Genomic DNA, 17,771 nt, shown 5'->3' with positions numbered 1-17,771 from the left:
GGGCATTAGATGCCTCGGGCGCAAGGTCACAACTCGTCTATCCCCAAAAACGCCCGTGCGCTCGCGTCGCCGGTAAATGTCAGCTGACTGCCCGCTTCAGTTGCAAACAGCCTGAACGCCAGGCAAAACGGCGCCTCCCCCAGCTCAAGCCAGCGCCGCGTCCCCGCAGGCACGCGTAACTGGTCGCCCTTCTCGCACATCACCGAATACACCTCAGCTCCCAGGCGCAGGCCAACCTGCACGCGTCCGCTCACCACGGCGATCACTTCGTCGGTATCAAGCACATGCTCATCGCGCAGGTCCGGGCCTTGATCCTCGACCCCGTCACGGTTGATCACCCCATGGGCCCGGCAACCGTGGGTGGTCATCATGTGATCGAGATGGGCCTGGCAGGCATCCATCATCTCATCGTGCAAGGTGCCCGGACGCACCCGCAGCCCGTGCTCGGCCTGCATGAGCGACACCCCATGCTCGGCCAGTGCTGCCGTGATGTCTTCGGCATGGGTCAGCACCTTGTTGGGCAACTGCGGGGTGGAAGGGTCGAATACGCAGAGGATGCTCATCGTAAGGTCCTGTTGGGTTGCGAATGAAAGGCCATGATAACGGCTGCCGCCAGTGCTGCGACGCTGGCCATACCAAAGGTGAGCCCGGGGCCGAGCATGTTCCAGCTATAGCCGGCGTACAACGCGCCCAGGGCACCACCGGTACCCGACAGCGCAGCGTACAGGGCCTGGCCCTGCCCCTGCTGCCTGGCGCGGAAACTGCTCTGCACGAAGGCGATGCTGGCCGCGTGAAAGCAGCCGAAAGTGGCCGCATGCAGCAACTGCGCGCCCACCAGTACGCCCGGCTGCGCTGCCAGATTGCCCAGCAACAGCCAGCGCACGGCGGCTAGCACGAAGCTTGCGAGCAGCACCCGGCGGACGCTGAACCGTGCGAACAGGCGACTCATGAGCATGAACATCACCACTTCCGCCACCACCCCGAGCGCCCACAGCAGGCCAATGGCCGTTCGGCTGTAACCCAGGTGCTCCAGGTGCAGGGTGAGGAAGGTGTAGTACGGCCCATGGCTCAATTGCATCAGCGCCACACAGACGTAGAACGCCAGGACTCCAGGGGCGCGCAGCTGCATGAGGAAACCCCCGGCCCCGTGTCGCTCACCGTGCTCGACGGGCTGGGCATTGGGTACCCAGAGGCTGGCGGCCACGATACCGGCCATGATCAGGACCAGGGCCACGGGATAGATGTCCAGGCTCAGCCATTCGAGCAGGCGCCCAAGCCCCACCACGGTGAGGATGAACCCAATCGACCCCCACAGCCGGACCTGGCTGTAGCGCGACGTCTGGCCATGCAGGTGCGCCAGCGTAATCACCTCGAACTGCGGCAGCACCGCGTGCCAGAAGAACGCATGCAAGGCCATGACCATCGCCAGCCAGGCGTAGCTCTTGCCGAAGAAGATCAGGCTGAAGGTGGCCAGCGTGCACAACGCCCCAAGCCGCACGATCAGTAAGCGCTGCCCGGTCCGGTCCCCCAGCCAGCCCCACAGATTGGGCGCTATGCAGCGCATCAGCATGGGAATGGCCACCAGTTCGCCGATGCGCGCGGGCGCAAAGCCCAGGTGGTCGAAGTACAGCGCCAGGAACGGCGCCGTGGACCCCAGCAAGGCGAAATAGAACAGGTAGAAACTGGACAATCGCCAGTAGGGTATCGGCTGCATGGGGTTGCCTTGGGAAGCAGGGCCTGTCGGCGGTGACTCAGCTGGGTGAGCTACCGCCGCGAGAAAACAGGCCTAGATGAATCAGAGCTGGCCCAGCACCGGCGTGTTCACCTTCACCTCGGCGTTCTGGGCACGGTGGCGCAACAGGTGATCCATCAGCGCGATGGCCATCATCGCCTCGGCGATCGGGGTGGCGCGAATGCCTACGCAGGGGTCATGCCGGCCTTTGGTGATGACGTCCACAGGGTTGCCGTCAACGTCCACCGAGCGGCCCGGCACGGTGATGCTCGAGGTAGGCTTCAATGCCAGGTGGGCAACGATCGGCTGGCCCGAAGAGATACCACCCAGAATGCCGCCTGCGTTGTTACTGAGAAAACCCTGCGGGGTCATCTCGTCGCGGTGCTCGGTGCCGCGCTGCGCAACGCTGGCAAAGCCTGCACCGATTTCCACGCCTTTCACGGCATTGATGCTCATCAGCGCATGGGCCAGCTCGGCGTCCAGACGATCGAAAATCGGCTCGCCAAGGCCCGGCATGACGCCTTCGGCCACCACGGTGATCTTGGCCCCTACCGAATCCTGATCCCGGCGCAGCTGATCCATGTACGCCTCAAGTTCCGGCACCTTGCTTGGGTCGGGGCTGAAGAAAGCGTTCTGCTCCACCGAGTCCCAGGTCTTGAAAGGGATCTGGATCGGGCCCAGCTGGCTCATGTAGCCGCGCACGGTGATGCCCTGGGTGGCCAGGTACTTCTTGGCGATGGCGCCGGCAGCCACGCGCATGGCGGTTTCGCGGGCCGAACTACGCCCGCCGCCACGGTAGTCGCGGGCGCCGTATTTGTGGTGATAGGTGTAGTCGGCGTGGGCCGGGCGGAACAGGTCCTTGATGGCCGAGTAGTCCTTGGACTTCTGGTCGGTGTTGCGGATCAGCAGGCCAATGGAGCAACCGGTGGTGCGCCCTTCGAACACGCCAGAGAGGATTTCCACCTCATCGGGTTCCTGGCGCTGGGTGGTGTGGCGGCTGGTGCCGGGCTTGCGCCGGTCCAGGTCGCGCTGCAGGTCGGCAAGGGAGATCTCAAGGCCTGGCGGGCACCCATCGACAATGGCGACCAACGCCGGGCCATGGCTTTCGCCAGCGGTGGTGACAGTGAACAGCTTGCCGTAGGTATTGCCGGACATGGACGCTCCGCGAGATCTGCCTGAAGTGAACGAAAGCGGCAGTATACAGGTGGATTGCCCGCGTGTGCGGGCCGGTTGGCAAGCGCGTCGTTCCGGACGATGCAGGGCCTTGGGCCTGGCCCTAGAACCTTCCTCGGCCACTGTAGGTCAAAGTGCTATCTCCCCCTGTGTAGCTGCGCACGATGCCGCGTTTCATTGCCCTGCTTTGCCTGCTGTTGACCAGCCTTTGCCATGCTGCTACCCCCACCGTCCTGCACCGCCCCATCGACCTGGACGCCGGTCAGGGCGTATTGCACGGCAGCCTGTTGTTACCCCAACAGGGCACCCCGCCGCCGGTGGTGCTGATCATCGCAGGCTCCGGGCCCACTGACCGCGACGGCAACAACCCGGCTGGCGGGCGCGTGGACAACTTGAAGCGCCTGGCCTTGCTGCTGGCCAATGCGAATATCGCCAGCGTGCGCTATGACAAGCGCGGCGTGGCCGCCAGCCAACCGGCTACGCCCGATGAGCGCGACCTGAGCGTGGAGCGTTATGTCGCCGACGTGGTGGCCTGGGGCCATAAGCTCAAGGCCGACCCCCGCTTCGGCTCGTTGATCCTGATCGGCCACAGCGAAGGTGCGCTGATCGCCAGCCTGGCCGCCGAGCAGGCTGGGGCCAGTGCGGTGGTCAGCCTGGCTGGCAGCGGCAGGCCCATGGCCGAAGTGGTGCGCGAGCAGCTTGCCGAGCGCCTTCCGCCTGCGCAGCTGGCCCGTGGCAGTGCCCTGCTTGACCGCCTGGAAGCCGGCCAGACCAGCCTGGACGTACCCGCACCGCTGCGCCAGGTGTTTCGCCCCAGCGTGCAGCCCTACCTGATCACCTTGTTCCGGCAGGACCCGGCAGCCGCGTTTGCGCGGCTGCCCATGCCGGCGCTGATCGTGCAGGGGCGCAACGATGTACAGGTGGACGTGGCGGATGCGCAGAAGCTCAAGGACGCCAAACCCGATGCCCACCTGGTGCTGATCGAGGGCATGAACCACATGCTGCGCATCAGCCCCAAGGACATGAGCGAACAGCGCGAGAGCTACCAGAACCCGCAGCTGCCATTGGCACGGGAGCTGGGCGAGCAGATCGTCACGTTCATTCGCCAGTTGCCACCGGGCTGATCGACGGGCTCAGGTCTGGGCAGCGGCGGCCGATACAGCGTGCATAGCCAAGGACATGCACTGATGACTACACCACCTGCTGCCACAGAGCCGGCTGAAGAGCCCCAACACACCCCCGCCCTGCCCTGGGCGGACCTGGCCGTCGAGCATCACCAGTTGCTGCGCCTGGCGCCGCTGCCTGGCGACCGCGTAACCGGCGCCCGACCCCTGCGTTTCGTACAGTTCGGCTATGCCGAGCGCCATGACCCGGCCAACAGCCTGCTGCGCATGCAGATTGCGTTGCCCGGCCAGAAAGTGCACAAGGGCCATAACCAGGTGGACATACGCGTAGATCATCAGGCGCGGTGCGTGCGCCTTGGGGATGAGCATGGCCTGCAACTGGAGCCGGTCAATCGCGGCCTGGGCCGCTTCCTGCTGGCCCAGGCCGCCCAGTGGCTGCAGCGCAAGTGGCCGAATTACCGGGTAGAGGCCTTTGCGCTGCCGAGCAAGGATGCGCTGGAGGAGGACTCGCGCCTGCGCCGAGACCAGTGCCTGCGCGGGGCAGGCCTTGAGGTGCAGTACGAAGACGGGCAGGTGCTCAAAGGCCGAACGGCCGAGACCCGGGTAGACCAGCTGGAGGTAGGCTGGAACAGCGAGCGCGTGCAGCGCCTGGGCCTTCTCGATGCCGCGCAGTTGTTGCAGCAGGCAGACCAGCAGTTGCAGGAAGGCGAGGCCCGCTTGCGCGAGCGTGATGAGCGTGTGGCCAAGTACCAGCGCGAAGACAGCGGCTTGCGGTTCACCATCACCTGCCTGGTGGCCTTTGCACTGTTTCAAGCCGGGCTACTGATCTGGATCGCCACGCGTTGAAACCCTGGGCCTGGCGTTTCATGGGCCCCAGGTGTTTTGAAAACGGGTTGGGCGAAACGGGCGCCTGACACCCGTTGCGCCCACGCGCCCTCAGACGCGGCCTTTGAACAACGCCTGATGCTGACGGCACTGCTCGGCGGTGAGCATGAATACCCCATGCCCGCCGCGCTCGAATTCGAGCCAGGCGAAATCGACTTCCGGGTACAGCGCCTCGACATGAACCTGGCTGTTGCCCACCTCCACGATCAGCAAGCCCTTTTCGGTCAGGTGGTCGGCCGCATCGGCCAGCATGCGCCGTACCAGGTCCAGACCATCAGCACCGCAAGCCAAGCCCAGCTCCGGTTCGTGGTGGTATTCGGCCGGCATGTCGTCGAAGTCTTCGGCGTCCACGTACGGCGGGTTGGACAGGATCAGGTCGAAGCGCTGGCCCGGCAGCCCTTCGAAACCGTCGCCCTGCACGGTGTACACCCGGCCATCGAGGCCATGGCGCTCGATGTTCTGGTTGGCCACTTCGAGCGCTTCGAACGACAGGTCGGCCAGCACCACCTCGGCCTGCGGGAAGACGTCGGCGGCGACGATCCCGATGCAGCCGGAGCCGGTGCACAGGTCCAGAATGCGGCCTGGCTCAGCGCCCAGCCACGGCTCTAGGCGCTTTTCCAGCAGCTCGCCAATGGGAGAGCGCGGCACCAGCACGCGCTCATCGACGATGAACGACATGCCACAGAACCAGGCCTCGCCCAGCAGGTAGGCGGTGGGTACCCGTTCTTCGATGCGGCGCTTGAGCAAGTGCTGCAGCTGTACGCGCTCGGCATCCTCGAGCATGCAGTCCAGGTAGCTGTCGGCCACCTCGAACGGCAGGTGGACCGCCCCCAGCACCAGCAACCGGGCTTCATCCCAGGCGTTGTCGGCACCATGGCCGAAGAACAGGTCGTGCTCATGGAAGCGGCTGACCGCCCAACGGATATAGTCGCGCAGCGTGCGCAGACGGGATGTGATCACGGGAAACTCCTAATTCAGACTGGCCGAAAGTCTAACAGCCCAGGCCCCGGATTTGTTCCCTGCAATCGCCTGTACGGTAGCCACAAGCCAGCAAACACGCCACTTGCGTTGTCAACCATTCCCATTGTCGCCAAGGCAGGGGAGAATAGGCGCACAAAAGCCCTATACCAAGGAGCCCTTGATGTCCGTTCCAACCACGATGTTCCGCCTCACTGGCCGCGATTACCCGCCGGCCAAGCTGAGCCAAGCCAGCCTGATCATCATTGATGCGCAGAAGGAGTACCTCACCGGGCCCCTGGCGCTGTCGGGCATGGATGAGGCCGTGGCCAACATCGCCAGGTTGCTCGATGCCGCGCGCAAGAGCGGCCGTCCGATCATCCATGTTCGCCATCTGGGCACCGTTGGCGGGCGCTTCGACCCCCAGGGCCCTGCGGGTCAGTTCATTCCGGGGCTCGAACCGCTGGAAGGCGAGACCGTGATCGAAAAACGCATGCCCAATGCCTTCAAGAACACCAAACTGCACGAGACGTTGCAGGCACTCGGCCATCTCGACCTGATCGTCTGCGGCTTCATGAGCCACTCCAGCGTCAGCACCACCGTGCGCCGTGCCAAGGACTATGGTTACCGGTGCACCCTGGTGGAAGATGCGTCGGCCACCCGTGACCTGGCTTTTAACGACCAAGTGATTCCAGCGGCGCAGATTCACCGGTGTGAAATGGCCGTGATGGCCGACAACTTCGCGTGCGTGGCGCCGACGGCCAGCCTGATCTGACCCGATCACGTGGGTGGCGGCAGGCAGGAACCGGAGGTGTGATTGTGGGTCGAAGGGCCCACACCCCTACAGGAGAGCAGGATGAAGCTCAAAGGCAGTATCGACGCCAAGCGCCTGCGCCCGCGCGAACCGCGCAGCTGGGGCGCACGCCTGGGTGCTGCGCTGTCCGCGCTGCTGGCCACCCTCGGTGTGTTGCTGGCCATGGCTGGCGTGGCCGGGCTGTTGGGCAACTACCCTGCCCTAGCCGAACTCAACGCCAACAAGCCGCTTGCCGCCACCCTGACGGTGGTGGGGCTGTTGATGCTGTGGCTAGGCGTACGCTTCTGGCGCCTGAGCCGCATCCGCCTGCGCCGGGCTCGGGAGCTGAACATGTCGCCTCACTTGATGAAAAAGCATGAGTGAGGTTCCTGCAAACTGAGCTCAGCCCCCTGTAGGAGCGGCCTCGCCGGGACGCCGGACCGGCCGCGATGGGGCGCCCAGCGGCCCCGGCGATCTAGGCTGCTACGCTGAAACCCTGGGGCCGCTGCGCGCCCCATCGCGGCACGAGGCCGCTCCCACAGGTGGACAGCATTGCACCTTATTGCCTGGGGTCGCCCATCGCCAGCCTGCCCACTCCACCCGACCACCATGGCTGCACACCGCCGCACACTCGCGTAAACTACGCCGCCCACGTGGAGGCATCATGCAAGACGACGATTTTTCCCTGTTCAAGGCCGAAGTGCGCGGCGTCAAGCCGATCACGCACGACCGTGCCGAGGTCGGCAAGCCCAAGACCGATCGCCAGAAGCTGGCCGGCCTGCGCCAGTCGGCGACCGTGTCCAGCGACAAGGCATTGGTCATCGATGGCATGTCCGACCAGTTCGTCATCGACGTGGGCGCCGAAGACGAATTGATGTGGCGCCGTGACGGCGTTCAGGAAACCCAGCTGCGCAAGCTCAAGCTTGGGCAGATACCGTTCGAAGGCAGCCTTGACCTGCACGGCATGACCGTGGAAAAGGCGCGCGAGACACTTTGGGATTTCATCGCCGAAGCGACCCGCCTGGAAGTACGCTGCGTGCGGGTCACCCACGGCAAAGCGGCACGCCTGGATGGCAAGCGCCCCATGATCAAGAGCCACGTCAACACCTGGCTGCGCCAGCACCCGCAAGTGCTCGGCTTTGCCTCCTGCAGTGCCCGCCACGGGGGCACCGGCGCCGTCTATGTGATGCTCAAGCGAACCATGCTCGAAGGCCGCGACGAGTAACGCCGCGCTTGCAGCGCCGCCCTTGCCGCCGTAACCTTCGTTTTTGCGATTTTTCCCACAGGTAGATCCATGTCCCTGGAACAGAACTACACCGAGATCCTCAGCCAGATTGGCGAGGACGTCTCCCGTGAGGGCCTGCTCGACACGCCCAAGCGGGCTGCAAAGGCGATGAAGTATCTTTGCCGCGGTTATGAGCAAACACTGGAAGAAGTGACCAACAACGCGCTGTTCAGTTCCGACAACAGCGAAATGGTGCTGGTCCGGGACATCGAGCTGTATTCGATGTGCGAGCATCACATGCTGCCCTTCATCGGCAAGGCCCACGTGGCCTACCTGCCCAAGGGCAAGGTGCTGGGCCTGTCGAAAGTGGCGCGTATCGTCGACATGTACGCCCGTCGCCTGCAGATCCAGGAAAACCTCAGCCGCCAGATCGCCGATGCCGTACAGCAGGTCACCGGTGCCGCCGGCGTTGCCGTGGTCATCGAGGCCAAGCACATGTGCATGATGATGCGCGGTGTGGAGAAACAGAATTCGAGCATGATCACGTCGGTGATGCTGGGTGAGTTCCGCGCCAACGCGGCCACCCGCAGCGAGTTCCTCAGCCTGATCAAGTAACCGGCTGCGTCACCCAGGCCGACCCCTGCCGGTCGGCCTTTTTCATTTCAGGAGTTTGTAGATGATCGTCAAAGCCCTGCGGGTTGGCCTCGGCCAGCTTATCGTATTCGGCGACTGGGTCAGCCGCCCGGCCAAGCGCAAGCGCGACCCAGCAGCCCAGGCCGGCGTGGACGAGGCGGCCAAGGGCCTGGCGCTCTACCAGTTCCATGCCTGCCCATTCTGCGTCAAGACCCGCCGTACCTTGCACCGCCTGAACGTGCCGGTGGCGTTGCGCGACGCCAAGAACGACCCCGTGCACCGCCAGGCCTTGGAGCAAGGCGGTGGCCGGATCAAAGTGCCATGCCTGCGCATCGAGGAAGCGGGCAAGGTGACCTGGATGTATGAGTCCAAGGCCATCATTGCTTACCTGGATGAGCGGTTTGGTAAGCATTGAGTCACTGAGCGAGATCGTGTAGGAGCGGCCTCGTGCCGCGATGGGCTGCGCAGCAGCCCCAGGATTTCAGCTCCGCAACTCATATTGCCGGGGGCCGCTACGCGCCCCATCGCGGCCGGTCCGGCGCCCCGGCAAGGCCGCTCCCGGACCTCGTGGCTCACCCCACCATCGGCACATGCCGCGGATGGCTGCTCACCCGCTCCAGCCAGGCGCGCACGGCCGGGTAATCCGTCAGGTCGAAACCGCCTTGCTGCGCCACATGGGTGTAGGCATACAACGCCACATCGGCGATGGAATACTGGTCACCCACCAGATACGGGGTCACCAGCAACTGCCGCTCCATCACACGCAGCGCCTTGTAGCCGCCCTTGTGCAACTTGCGGTACTCCTCGACGCGATCATCCGGTAGCCCCAGGTAGAACTGAATGAAGCGGGCCACGGCGATATACGGCTCATGGCTGTATTGTTCGAAGAACTGCCACTGCAGCACCTGGGTGCGCAGGCGCGGCTCGGCGGGCAGGAACTCGCTGCCGTCGGCCAGGTAGTTGAGGATGGCATTGGATTCCCACAGGTAACTGCCGTCCTCGAGCTGCAACACCGGCACCTTGCCGTTGGGGTTCATGGCCAGGAACTCGGGCGTCTCGGTCTCGCCCTTGAGGATGTCCACCGGGTGCCACTCATAAGGCCGCCCCAACAGGCTGAGCATCAACTTGACCTTGTAGCAGTTACCCGATTGATAATCGCCGTAAACCTTGTACATCACCCCTACCCCTGCAATGCCGTCATACCAGAGCGCCTGATAGTTAACGACTGTATGGTTAAAAGCAATGATCGCTGTATCGCTGCTGTCACCTCGCCTGGCGTTAGTCTGAAAACCACGGCGTATACCCTTACAAGGATTTTTTCATGACCGATGCCACCTCCGCTCGCCTTCGCCCCCTGGCAGATACCTCGCCCTCGGCGGTGGTCGCAGGCTTCATCGCCATGCTCACCGGCTACACCTCCTCGCTGGTGCTGATGTTTCAGGCCGGGCAAGCGGCTGGCCTGACCACTGCGCAGATATCCTCGTGGATCTGGGCGCTGTCGATCGGCATGGCGGTCTGCAGCATCGGCCTGTCCCTGCGCTACCGCACGCCCGTGACGGTGGCCTGGTCCACGCCCGGCGCGGCGCTGCTGATCACGAGCCTGGGCGGGGTGAGCTACGGGGAGGCCATTGGCGCCTACATCACCTGTGCAGCGCTGGTGCTGGTCTGTGGGCTGACCGGCAGCTTCGAGCGCCTGGTCAAGCGTATTCCTGCCTCGCTGGCATCGGCGCTGCTGGCCGGCATTCTGTTCAAGATCGGCAGCGAGATCTTCGTTGCCGCCCAGCACCGTACCTTGCTGGTGCTGGGCATGTTCTTCAGCTATCTGCTGGTCAAGCGCCTGTCGCCGCGCTACTGCGTACTGGCCGCGCTGCTGGTGGGCACGGCATTGTCCGGCGCCCTGGGGCTGCTGGACTTCAGTGGCTTCGCACTGGAAATGGCAACGCCGGTGTGGACCACGCCGCACTTTTCGCTGGCAGCCACCATCAGCATCGGCATTCCGCTGTTTGTGGTGGCAATGACCTCGCAGAACATGCCGGGCATTGCCGTGCTGCGGGCTGACGGCTACCAGGTACCGGCCTCTCCATTGATTTCAGCCACCGGCCTGGCTTCGTTGCTGCTGGCCCCGTTTGGCTCGCACGGGGTGAACCTGGCTGCCATCAGCGCGGCCATCTGCACCGGGCCGCATGCCCACGAAGACCCAAGCAAGCGCTACACCGCGGCCGTATGGTGCGGCGTGTTCTACGGAGTTGCCGGCGTGTTCGGGGCGACGCTGGCGGCGTTGTTCGCGGCCTTGCCCAAGGAACTGGTGCTGTCGATCGCGGCCCTGGCCCTGTTTGGTTCGATCATGAATGGCCTGACGGTAGCCATGAGTGAAGCACGCGAGCGTGAAGCGGCCGTCATCACCTTCATGGTCACGGCCTCGGGGCTTACACTGTTCTCCATCGGTTCGGCTTTCTGGGGCATTGTGGCCGGTGTACTGGCCCTGCTGATCCTCAACCCACGCAAGGCGTAACGCCCCCGCCCATGGCAGGCTTCGCGCTGGCGGCGCCCTGCCAGGCTGGCCCGATCACAGCCTGAAATGGCCGACCATGCCCTTGAGGTCGGTGCCCAACTGCGCCAGCTCGACGCTGGACCGGGCGCTGTCCTGCATGGCCAACGCGGCCTGGTCGGCGCTGCCACGAATCTGGGTGACGCTGCGGCTGATTTCTTCAGCGACCGAGCTTTGCTGTTCGGCGGCGGCAGCGATTTGCTGGTTCATCTGCTGAATCAACGATACTGCGGCGGCAATACTGCCCAGTGCGCTTTCGGTGTGCAGGGCATCGGCCACGGCCAGGCGCACCAGCTCGGTGCTGCCGCGAATCTGCGCGACGGACTGCTGCGCATTGCCGCGCAGGCTGGCCACCAGGGTTTCGATCTGCTCGGTGGACTGGCGCGTGCGCCTGGCCAGTGCACGCACCTCATCGGCCACTACCGCAAAGCCGCGTCCCTGCTCGCCGGCACGGGCCGCTTCGATGGCTGCGTTGAGGGCCAGCAAGTTGGTTTGCTCGGCCACGCTCTTGATGACCTCGAGCACATCGCCAATGGTATGGATCTCAGAGCTGAGGCTTTCAATGCTCGCGCTGGCGGTTTCGGCCGCGACGGCCAACTGCTCGATGCGCTGCATGCTCTGGCGCACCACATGCTGGCCTGAGTCGACCTTCTCGTCGGCAGCCTGCGCCGCTTGCGCGGCCTCCTCGGCGTTGCGCGCTACATCGTGCACGGTGGCCGTCATCTGTTGCATCGCCGTAGCCACTTGCTCGGTCTCTTCCTTCTGGCTGCCGACTTCGCGGTTGGTCTGCTCGGTCACGGCCGACAGCGCCTGGGCGTTGCCGGCCAATTGCTCGATGCCTTGTTGCAAACCGCTGACGATGCCTGACAGGCCTGCGGCCATCTGCTGCATGGCCTGCGTCAGTTGTCCTACTTCATCGCGGCGCGGGGCGACGGGTTCGAAGGCCAGTTCGCCGTCGGCAATGCGCTGTGCACGGGCAATCACGTGCTTCAGCGGGCCAACCACAGCGCGGGTGATCAGCCAGGCGGCCAGCACGCCCACCAGCAAGGCCAGCGCGGTGGCGATGGCGATGGCCAACGTGTTGCGCTGCAGGTCACCTTGCAGCACGTGCTCTTCACTGAGGTAGGCCTGATCGACGCGGCTGGTGACATGCTCGGCCGAGGCCTGCAACTGCGCCTTGAGCCCTTGTTCGCTGGCCAGTTGGTCGGTGTATTCATTGAGTTTTTCGGAGAAGCTGCCAATGTGCCCCGCTACCTCGTTGAGTACGCTCTGATAGCCACTGTCGGTGACCGCCGCCTGCAACTGGCCCACCAGGCTGGCAGCCTCGACCGTTTGCGCGATGCGCGCCTGGCTGACATCGTCTTCGCCCTTGCGGCTTTTCTCAAGGCGTACCCGGGCTTCATCCATGGCCTGGAGCATCAACCGCGAGACCTGCGCCACCTGCGCGGCCTGTTCCAGGAACTCCCCGCCCTGCTGGCCTTGCGATTGCTTGAGGGTATACACCCCGTCATCAGCCAGGCCGGACTGCAGCACGTCGAGGTTGTTGGCAACGCTTGAGACCGACCAGCTGGCGGTGTCGAGCGCCAGTTCCTTGGCCTGCACCGCGCCGACGAATGCTTCGAATGCCTGGCCATAGGCGGCCAGCTCAGGTTCGGCTGCGGCCAGGGCCGGCAGTGCACGGGCGCGCTCGAGCAACCCTTGCAACCCGGCGCGCAAGGCTTCGGCTTGTTTGATGTCGGAGCGCAATGCGAACGCCTGTTCGTGCTGGCGCAAGCGCAACAGGTCGGTGTTGAATTGTGCCAGCTCGCGCAGGCTGTCAAAGCGCTGCCCGACACTGTGCAACGCCGCGATGCCGATGCCAGCCACCGCCAGGGTCAGCAGCAACACCAGGGTGAAACCCAGCGCGAGTTTGCGGGCCATGCCCAGGTTGGCCAACACACCGTGCTTGCTCGCGCCCATGCCGATTCCCCTTGTGGGTGTCAGGTTATCCCGATAGCCAAGGGTGGCAACGTTGCCAACCCCTGAACAAGGGCCTGACGTCAGAATAGTGTCAAATAGCTATGAGGGTGTCGGTAATGGGTTTGTAGGAGTCGTCTTACGTGCGAAAGGGAGGGTTGGGTCGCGGGATGTTGTCTGGCAACGACGGTGGTGGGTGGAGGGGGATGACGGTGGCAGGCTGGAGGTGCGCGAGAGGGTCAAGATTTGCGGGTTGGGGCGGAGAACTTGGGGCCGCTGCGCGGCCCATCGCGGCCGGTCCGGCGCCCCGGCAAGGCCGCTCCCACCCGGGGGGGACGCGGGGGCTGGTAGATTGGGTAATTGCATGAGTGCGTCCAGCGCGGCGCCAGGCCGCACACGGGGCTCGGTGGCCTGTAAATTTCGCTTTTGTGGGAGCGGTCCTTGTGCCGCGATGGGCCGCGCAGCGGCCCCAGGATGTCAGCGTGATAATGCCTGTTCAGAACGAGTGCTCAGACCCTGACAGCCTTTGGGCTTCATCCACCACAGCCTCACCCATTCAAATCGCCGTAGCCCCTCCATCCACCGTCAGGCAATGCCCAGTGGTAAACGCCGCACCATCGCTGCACAGGTACAACACCGCGCTGGCGATTTCGGCCACGGTGCCGATGCGTCCTACCGGGTGCATGGCGGCCGCGAATTCGGCTTTGCGGGGGTCGGCTTCATAGGCCCGGCGGAACATGTCCGTATCAATCACGGCCGGGCACACGGCATTGATCCTGATGCCTTTGCGGGCATATTCGATGGCGGCCGACTTGGTCAACCCGATCACGGCATGCTTGGACGCGCTGTAGATGCTCATCTTAGGCGCCGCGCCCAACCCCGCCACCGAGGCGGTATTGACGATAGCGCCGCCGCCCTGGGCCAGCAGCAGCGGCAGCTGATATTTCATGCACAGCCACACACCCTTGACGTTGACGCCCATGATGGCGTCGAACTGCGCCTCGCTGCCGTCGGCCAGCTTGCCCTGCTCGATCTCGATACCCGCATTGTTGAAGGCATAGTCCAGGCGGCCATAGGCGGCGATCAGGTGCTCGTGCAGTTGGCGGACCTGGTCGTCACAGGTCACATCGCAAGCGATGAACAACGCCTCGCCGCCAGCGGCCCGAATCTGCCCGACCGTGGCCTCGCCACCCACTGCATCGAGGTCGGCGACCACCACCTTCAGGCCCTCGCAGGCAAAGGCCAGCGCCGTTGCCCGGCCGATGCCTGCCCCGCCCCCGGTGACCAGTGCTACCTGGCCTGAAAAACTCATGCTCATGCCGCGCTCCTGTCAGGGCCTGTGAGGCACACGAGCATAGCCAGCCGCTGGTAAGGCCGGCAGCATCATCACATGGACATTTATAGGACCATGCTTGTCAGTGATGTTGAGGACCTGCTTTCATCAACAAGGTAGATTTATCCTCTTGTGCCTATTCTATTCTTCAAGGACCCGTCATGACCCAGACCAATCGCCGCTTCCTGCTCGTCAAACGCCCGGTTGGGGCGATAACGCGTGAAGACTTCAAGTTCGAGACCGTGCCTGCCGAACAACCCGGTGAAGGGCAGGTGCTGGTGCGCAACTTGTACCTTTCCCTTGACCCGGCCATGCGCGGCTGGATGAACGAGGGCAAGTCCTACATCCCGCCGGTTGCCTTGGGGCAGGTGATGCGCGCCCTGGGCGTGGGCGAAGTGGTTGCGTCCAACCACCCGGACTTCAAGCCTGGCGACCATGTGAACGGCGCATTGGGTGTGCAGGACTACTTCACCGGCGAGCCCCAGAACCTGCAGAAAATCGACCCGAGCCTTGCCCCCCTGCCCCGCTACCTGTCGGCCCTGGGCATGACCGGCATGACGGCGTACTTTGCCTTGCTGGAAGTGGGCCAGCCCAAAGCCGGCGACACCGTGGTGATCTCCGGCGCCGCGGGGGCGGTGGGCAGCATTGCCGGGCAGATTGCCAAGATCAAGGGCTGCCGCGTCGTGGGTATCGCTGGCGGTGCCGAGAAATGCCAGTACCTGAAAGATGAACTGGGCTTTGACGGCGTCATCGACTACAAGGCCGAGGACGTACAGGCGGGCCTTAAGCGCGAATGCCCGAAAGGTGTGGACGTTTACTTTGACAACGTTGGGGGCGAGATCCTGGATGCGGTGCTGACGCGCATCAACTTCAAGGCGCGCATCGTGATCTGTGGCGCGATCAGCCAGTACAACAACAAGGAAGCGGTCAAAGGCCCGGCCAACTACCTGGCGCTGCTGGTCAACCGTGCGCGCATGGAAGGGTTCGTGGTGATGGACCACGCCAAGGATTACGGCAAAGCGGCCAAAGAAATGGCCGGCTGGCTGGCCAATGGGCAGGTCAAGAGCAAGGAAGACGTGGTGGACGGCCTGGAAACCTTCCCAGACACCCTGTTGAAACTGTTCAACGGGCAAAACTTTGGCAAGCTGGTGTTGAAGGTGTAATGACGCACTAGACGCACGCCTATCAGGTTCCGATTCAATACCGGAGCCTGACAGGCGTGCAGTTCAGACTCAGCCGCGAATCTCGGTCACCACCGCTGCCAAGGCCTGGGCTGGGTCGGCGGCCTGGCTGATGGGGCGGCCGATTACCAGGTAGTCCGAGCCAGCATCCAGGGCCTGGCGTGGCGTGAGGATGCGACGCTGATCATCCTGGGCGCTGCCTGCTGGGCGGATGCCCGGGGTGACCAGCTGCAGGCCTGGGTGCGCAGCCTTCAGCGCAGGGGCTTCCAGCGCCGAGCATACCAGCCCGTCCATGCCGGCCTTCTCGGCCAGCGCCGCCAGGCGCAGCACCTGCTCTTGCGGGTCTACATCCAGGCCGATACCGGCCAGGTCTTCACGCTCCATGCTGGTCAGCACGGTCACACCGATCAGCAGGGGCTGCGGGCCGCTACGCTTGGCCAGTTCCTCACGGCAAGCAGCCATCATGCGCAGACCGCCGGAGCAATGCACGTTCACCATCCACACGCCCATCTCGGCAGCGGCCTTGACGGCCATGGCCGTGGTGTTGGGGATGTCGTGGAATTTCAGGTCCAGGAACACTTCGAAGCCTTTGTCGCACAGGGTTTCGACAATGCCCGACGCGCTGCTGGTGAACAGCTCCTTGCCCACTTTGACGCGGCACAGCGCAGGGTCCAGCTGGTCAGCCAGCTTCAGGGCGGCTTCGCGGGTGGGGAAGTCCAGGGCGACGATCAGGGGCGTCTGGCAAGCGGGCATGGCAGGGTCTCTTGGCAAGTCGGAAACGGCGCGCATTGTAAACGATGTGACGCAGGCTGGGGGGCTGCTGGCCGAGGAATTGGTCGGACGGTGAGCCAGGATGTGGGCGTTGGGTGCTGGGCCGGGATGAGGCGCTGTACCATTGAACCAACGAAGCGGCGCCTGGCTCATAACAGGTAAGCAAGCCGCTTACACTCGCAACAGGAGAAGGAAAATGCCTTGGTATGCCTGGCTGATACTCATCGTTGCCATTGGCTCGATCGTCGGCGGTTTGATGATGCTGCGCGACACGGCCAAGAAGCTGCCGTTGACTGACGAGCAGTTGCGCAAGGTCCATGAACGCAATGCCGAGGCTGATGCCCGGGATGCTCAAGACCGCTGAGTGCGGTCAACGCCCTTTCAATGAGCGGGCCTGTCGATAGGCCCGCCCCTCTGTGCTTATTGCACTTTCAGCTTGTCGCGATTGCGTTCCAGCAGCGCATTGCCGATGCCTTTTATCTCGAGCAATTCATCGACTGATGCGAAGGGGCCGTGGGCTTCGCGGTAGGCGACGATTGCCTCGGCCTTGGTTTTGCCGATGCCGTTGAGTTCTTTCTGGAGGGTCAGGGCATCTGCGCTGTTGAGGTCAACCAGCGGGGTGGCTTGCTGGCTTGCCTGGGCGACCATCGCCATGGGTTCGACCATTGTCGTGGTATTGGAGGGTGCTGCGTTTACGGTGAACGAAAGGCTGGCGACGAGTGGGAGCAGCAGCGCGGTGAGCAGGTTTTTACGCATGATGAAGACTCCTAGGGTTGGTCATTTCTGGCAGCCTGTTCCTTGGGCTGCGGGGTTAACCCTAGCGCTGGAGGTGAGGGGTGGGACAGGGTTTGGGGTGGGGTAATGGTTACTGGATTGGTCGGGGATGGGCTTAGGGTGGGGGGAGGTTGCAGAGGTGGGGTCGGTTGGTTTGGTGAGGTGTAGCAGGGTTCATTGGGGGAGAGGTGATTAGTGGGAAATGGGGCTGACGTGCTGGGGGGCTGAGTCTGACAAGAGGGTCGGGGTAGTCGCTTGAGGGTTAGGGTGTGTGATGTGGTGCTGAATGCGGGGGTGCTGGGTACCCTACCGGGGTAAGAGCCGCATAGCTGGTGGCGCGCTTTAGATCTTGGGGCCGCTTTGCGGCCCATCGCGGCACGAGGCCGCTCCCACCCGGGGAGGTGGAGCTTTCAAATGCGGTGCTAGGCAGGCGATAACACGGCGTGAAGCACAGGCCTACTCGCACCTGTGGGAGCCGCAGAGCTGGTGGCGCGCTTTAGATCTTGGGGCCGCTTTGCGGCCCATCGCGGCACGAGGCCGCTCACACCCGGGGAGGTGGGAGCCTTCAAATGCGGTGCTAGGCAGGCGGTAACATGGCGTGAAGCACAGGCCTACTCGCACCTGTGGGAGCCGCAGAGCTGGTGGCGCGCTTTAGATCTTGGGGCCGCTTTGCGGCCCATCGCGGC

At 64.0% G+C, this 17,771-nt stretch carries 19 protein-coding genes and 1 pseudogene; 10 read left to right on the top strand and 10 right to left on the bottom strand.

Annotation, left to right across the window (positions count from 1 at the left end; genetic code table 11):
* Positions 1-26 precede the first annotated feature (26 nt).
* The 3 genes from ACF8R3_RS10740 to aroC all read right to left on the bottom strand — a co-directional run bounded on the left by ACF8R3_RS10740 (position 27) and on the right by aroC (position 2,887).
* Positions 27-563 carry an oxidase gene (locus tag ACF8R3_RS10740; RefSeq protein ID WP_392475419.1) on the bottom strand — a complete coding sequence of 179 codons (537 nt, stop codon included), beginning with the start codon at positions 561-563 and terminating at the stop codon, positions 27-29.
* The gene (locus ACF8R3_RS10735) at positions 560-1,714 is read right to left on the bottom strand and encodes an MFS transporter (RefSeq protein WP_392515585.1); all 1,155 of its coding nucleotides are present in this window, start codon (positions 1,712-1,714) and stop codon (positions 560-562) included. Before ACF8R3_RS10735 ends, ACF8R3_RS10740 begins: the two co-directional genes overlap by 4 nt.
* An 81-nt stretch (positions 1,715-1,795) precedes the next feature.
* Entirely contained in the window at positions 1,796-2,887 is a 1,092-nt protein-coding gene (aroC, locus tag ACF8R3_RS10730) for a chorismate synthase (RefSeq protein WP_392515584.1), read from the bottom strand.
* Positions 2,888-3,069: 182 nt separating this feature from the next.
* Here aroC and ACF8R3_RS10725 point away from each other — a divergent pair, with 182 nt between their 5' ends.
* Together ACF8R3_RS10725 and ACF8R3_RS10720 are read left to right on the top strand one after the other, a co-directional pair.
* Positions 3,070-4,029: an alpha/beta hydrolase gene (locus ACF8R3_RS10725; RefSeq protein WP_392515583.1), complete on the top strand. Its 960-nt coding sequence runs from the start codon at positions 3,070-3,072 to the stop codon at positions 4,027-4,029.
* A gap of 63 nt (positions 4,030-4,092) precedes the next feature.
* On the top strand, positions 4,093-4,875 hold the full coding sequence (locus ACF8R3_RS10720; RefSeq protein ID WP_058639720.1) for a hypothetical protein: 783 nt from the start codon (positions 4,093-4,095) through the stop codon (positions 4,873-4,875).
* Between the two features lie 90 nt (positions 4,876-4,965).
* On the opposite strand, the gene prmB is transcribed toward ACF8R3_RS10720, so the two are convergent.
* Positions 4,966-5,874 carry a 50S ribosomal protein L3 N(5)-glutamine methyltransferase gene (gene prmB, locus ACF8R3_RS10715; protein ID WP_058606109.1) on the bottom strand — a complete coding sequence of 303 codons (909 nt, stop codon included), beginning with the start codon at positions 5,872-5,874 and terminating at the stop codon, positions 4,966-4,968.
* Between the two features lie 181 nt (positions 5,875-6,055).
* On the opposite strand from prmB, the gene ACF8R3_RS10710 reads away from it, so the two are divergent.
* From ACF8R3_RS10710 to ACF8R3_RS10690, 5 genes are all read left to right on the top strand, one after another.
* The gene (locus tag ACF8R3_RS10710) at positions 6,056-6,646 is read left to right on the top strand and encodes a cysteine hydrolase family protein (RefSeq protein ID WP_058639718.1); all 591 of its coding nucleotides are present in this window, start codon (positions 6,056-6,058) and stop codon (positions 6,644-6,646) included.
* Between the two features lie 81 nt (positions 6,647-6,727).
* The gene (locus tag ACF8R3_RS10705) at positions 6,728-7,048 is read left to right on the top strand and encodes a hypothetical protein (protein ID WP_100851085.1); all 321 of its coding nucleotides are present in this window, start codon (positions 6,728-6,730) and stop codon (positions 7,046-7,048) included.
* 280 nt (positions 7,049-7,328) lie between these two features.
* A complete protein-coding gene (locus ACF8R3_RS10700; RefSeq protein WP_058639717.1) occupies positions 7,329-7,889 on the top strand; it encodes a Smr/MutS family protein in 561 nt (186 codons plus the stop codon).
* A gap of 69 nt (positions 7,890-7,958) precedes the next feature.
* Positions 7,959-8,504 carry a GTP cyclohydrolase I FolE gene (folE, locus tag ACF8R3_RS10695; RefSeq protein WP_023535356.1) on the top strand — a complete coding sequence of 182 codons (546 nt, stop codon included), beginning with the start codon at positions 7,959-7,961 and terminating at the stop codon, positions 8,502-8,504.
* Positions 8,505-8,565: 61 nt separating this feature from the next.
* Complete coding sequence (locus ACF8R3_RS10690) at positions 8,566-8,937, top strand: glutaredoxin (RefSeq protein ID WP_058639716.1); 372 nt, start codon at positions 8,566-8,568, stop codon at positions 8,935-8,937.
* Positions 8,938-9,094: 157 nt separating this feature from the next.
* On the opposite strand, the gene ACF8R3_RS10685 is transcribed toward ACF8R3_RS10690, so the two are convergent.
* The gene (locus ACF8R3_RS10685; RefSeq protein ID WP_144966031.1) at positions 9,095-9,697 is read right to left on the bottom strand and encodes a glutathione S-transferase family protein; all 603 of its coding nucleotides are present in this window, start codon (positions 9,695-9,697) and stop codon (positions 9,095-9,097) included.
* 146 nt (positions 9,698-9,843) lie between these two features.
* Here ACF8R3_RS10685 and ACF8R3_RS10680 point away from each other — a divergent pair, with 146 nt between their 5' ends.
* Positions 9,844-11,034, top strand: coding sequence for a benzoate/H(+) symporter BenE family transporter (locus ACF8R3_RS10680; RefSeq protein WP_100851084.1), 1,191 nt, complete (start codon positions 9,844-9,846; stop codon positions 11,032-11,034).
* A gap of 54 nt (positions 11,035-11,088) precedes the next feature.
* Here ACF8R3_RS10680 and ACF8R3_RS10675 read toward each other — a convergent pair whose 3' ends face one another.
* The 3 genes and pseudogenes from ACF8R3_RS10675 to ACF8R3_RS10665 form a co-directional block, all read right to left on the bottom strand.
* Positions 11,089-11,952 (bottom strand): methyl-accepting chemotaxis protein, encoded by an 864-nt coding sequence (locus tag ACF8R3_RS10675; RefSeq protein WP_392515586.1) that lies wholly within the window; start codon positions 11,950-11,952, stop codon positions 11,089-11,091.
* Positions 11,950-12,477 (bottom strand): annotated as a pseudogene (locus ACF8R3_RS10670) (HAMP domain-containing protein); the annotation flags it as partial. The pseudogene ACF8R3_RS10670 and the gene ACF8R3_RS10675, both read right to left, overlap by 3 nt.
* A gap of 1,105 nt (positions 12,478-13,582) precedes the next feature.
* On the bottom strand, positions 13,583-14,344 hold the full coding sequence (locus ACF8R3_RS10665; protein ID WP_392515582.1) for an SDR family oxidoreductase: 762 nt from the start codon (positions 14,342-14,344) through the stop codon (positions 13,583-13,585).
* A 176-nt stretch (positions 14,345-14,520) separates the two neighbouring features.
* Here ACF8R3_RS10665 and ACF8R3_RS10660 point away from each other — a divergent pair, with 176 nt between their 5' ends.
* Complete coding sequence (locus tag ACF8R3_RS10660) at positions 14,521-15,522, top strand: NADP-dependent oxidoreductase (RefSeq protein ID WP_392515581.1); 1,002 nt, start codon at positions 14,521-14,523, stop codon at positions 15,520-15,522.
* 69 nt (positions 15,523-15,591) lie between these two features.
* Here ACF8R3_RS10660 and pyrF read toward each other — a convergent pair whose 3' ends face one another.
* Positions 15,592-16,293, bottom strand: a complete 702-nt coding sequence (pyrF, locus tag ACF8R3_RS10655) for an orotidine-5'-phosphate decarboxylase (RefSeq protein ID WP_196142991.1) — start codon at positions 16,291-16,293, stop codon at positions 15,592-15,594.
* Between the two features lie 214 nt (positions 16,294-16,507).
* Between pyrF and ACF8R3_RS10650 the strand changes: the two genes are divergently transcribed.
* The gene (locus tag ACF8R3_RS10650; RefSeq protein ID WP_023535343.1) at positions 16,508-16,675 is read left to right on the top strand and encodes a DUF2897 family protein; all 168 of its coding nucleotides are present in this window, start codon (positions 16,508-16,510) and stop codon (positions 16,673-16,675) included.
* A 56-nt stretch (positions 16,676-16,731) separates the two neighbouring features.
* Here the strand turns inward: ACF8R3_RS10650 and ACF8R3_RS10645 are convergent, their stop codons facing one another.
* Entirely contained in the window at positions 16,732-17,067 is a 336-nt protein-coding gene (locus ACF8R3_RS10645; protein WP_058639934.1) for a helix-hairpin-helix domain-containing protein, read from the bottom strand.
* Between the last annotated feature and the right edge of the window lie 704 nt (positions 17,068-17,771).

The organism is Pseudomonas sp. FYR_7, from assembly GCF_043106155.1.
In the GTDB taxonomy this organism is placed as follows: domain Bacteria; phylum Pseudomonadota; class Gammaproteobacteria; order Pseudomonadales; family Pseudomonadaceae; genus Aquipseudomonas; species Aquipseudomonas parafulva_B.
The sequence above is the reverse complement of the archived record's forward strand: the minus strand, read 5'-3'. Positions and strand labels throughout refer to the sequence as shown.

Excerpts from the sequence above, each read along its gene's own strand:
- ACF8R3_RS10700 (WP_058639717.1), top strand. The coding sequence starts at position 7,329 with ATGCAAGACGACGATTTTTCCCTGTTCAAGGCCGAAGTGCGCGGCGTC.
- ACF8R3_RS10740 (WP_392475419.1), bottom strand. The coding sequence starts at position 563 with ATGAGCATCCTCTGCGTATTCGACCCTTCCACCCCGCAGTTGCCCAAC.
- ACF8R3_RS10690 (WP_058639716.1), top strand. The coding sequence starts at position 8,566 with ATGATCGTCAAAGCCCTGCGGGTTGGCCTCGGCCAGCTTATCGTATTC.
- ACF8R3_RS10685 (WP_144966031.1), bottom strand. The coding sequence starts at position 9,697 with ATGTACAAGGTTTACGGCGATTATCAATCGGGTAACTGCTACAAGGTC.
- ACF8R3_RS10680 (WP_100851084.1), top strand. The coding sequence starts at position 9,844 with ATGACCGATGCCACCTCCGCTCGCCTTCGCCCCCTGGCAGATACCTCG.
- folE (WP_023535356.1), top strand. The coding sequence starts at position 7,959 with ATGTCCCTGGAACAGAACTACACCGAGATCCTCAGCCAGATTGGCGAG.
- ACF8R3_RS10735 (WP_392515585.1), bottom strand. The coding sequence starts at position 1,714 with ATGCAGCCGATACCCTACTGGCGATTGTCCAGTTTCTACCTGTTCTAT.
- ACF8R3_RS10725 (WP_392515583.1), top strand. The coding sequence starts at position 3,070 with ATGCCGCGTTTCATTGCCCTGCTTTGCCTGCTGTTGACCAGCCTTTGC.
- ACF8R3_RS10720 (WP_058639720.1), top strand. The coding sequence starts at position 4,093 with ATGACTACACCACCTGCTGCCACAGAGCCGGCTGAAGAGCCCCAACAC.
- aroC (WP_392515584.1), bottom strand. The coding sequence starts at position 2,887 with ATGTCCGGCAATACCTACGGCAAGCTGTTCACTGTCACCACCGCTGGC.
- ACF8R3_RS10710 (WP_058639718.1), top strand. The coding sequence starts at position 6,056 with ATGTCCGTTCCAACCACGATGTTCCGCCTCACTGGCCGCGATTACCCG.
- ACF8R3_RS10705 (WP_100851085.1), top strand. The coding sequence starts at position 6,728 with ATGAAGCTCAAAGGCAGTATCGACGCCAAGCGCCTGCGCCCGCGCGAA.
- ACF8R3_RS10650 (WP_023535343.1), top strand. The coding sequence starts at position 16,508 with ATGCCTTGGTATGCCTGGCTGATACTCATCGTTGCCATTGGCTCGATC.
- pyrF (WP_196142991.1), bottom strand. The coding sequence starts at position 16,293 with ATGCCCGCTTGCCAGACGCCCCTGATCGTCGCCCTGGACTTCCCCACC.
- ACF8R3_RS10675 (WP_392515586.1), bottom strand. The coding sequence starts at position 11,952 with ATGGCCGCAGGCCTGTCAGGCATCGTCAGCGGTTTGCAACAAGGCATC.
- ACF8R3_RS10645 (WP_058639934.1), bottom strand. The coding sequence starts at position 17,067 with ATGCGTAAAAACCTGCTCACCGCGCTGCTGCTCCCACTCGTCGCCAGC.
- ACF8R3_RS10660 (WP_392515581.1), top strand. The coding sequence starts at position 14,521 with ATGACCCAGACCAATCGCCGCTTCCTGCTCGTCAAACGCCCGGTTGGG.
- ACF8R3_RS10665 (WP_392515582.1), bottom strand. The coding sequence starts at position 14,344 with ATGAGCATGAGTTTTTCAGGCCAGGTAGCACTGGTCACCGGGGGCGGG.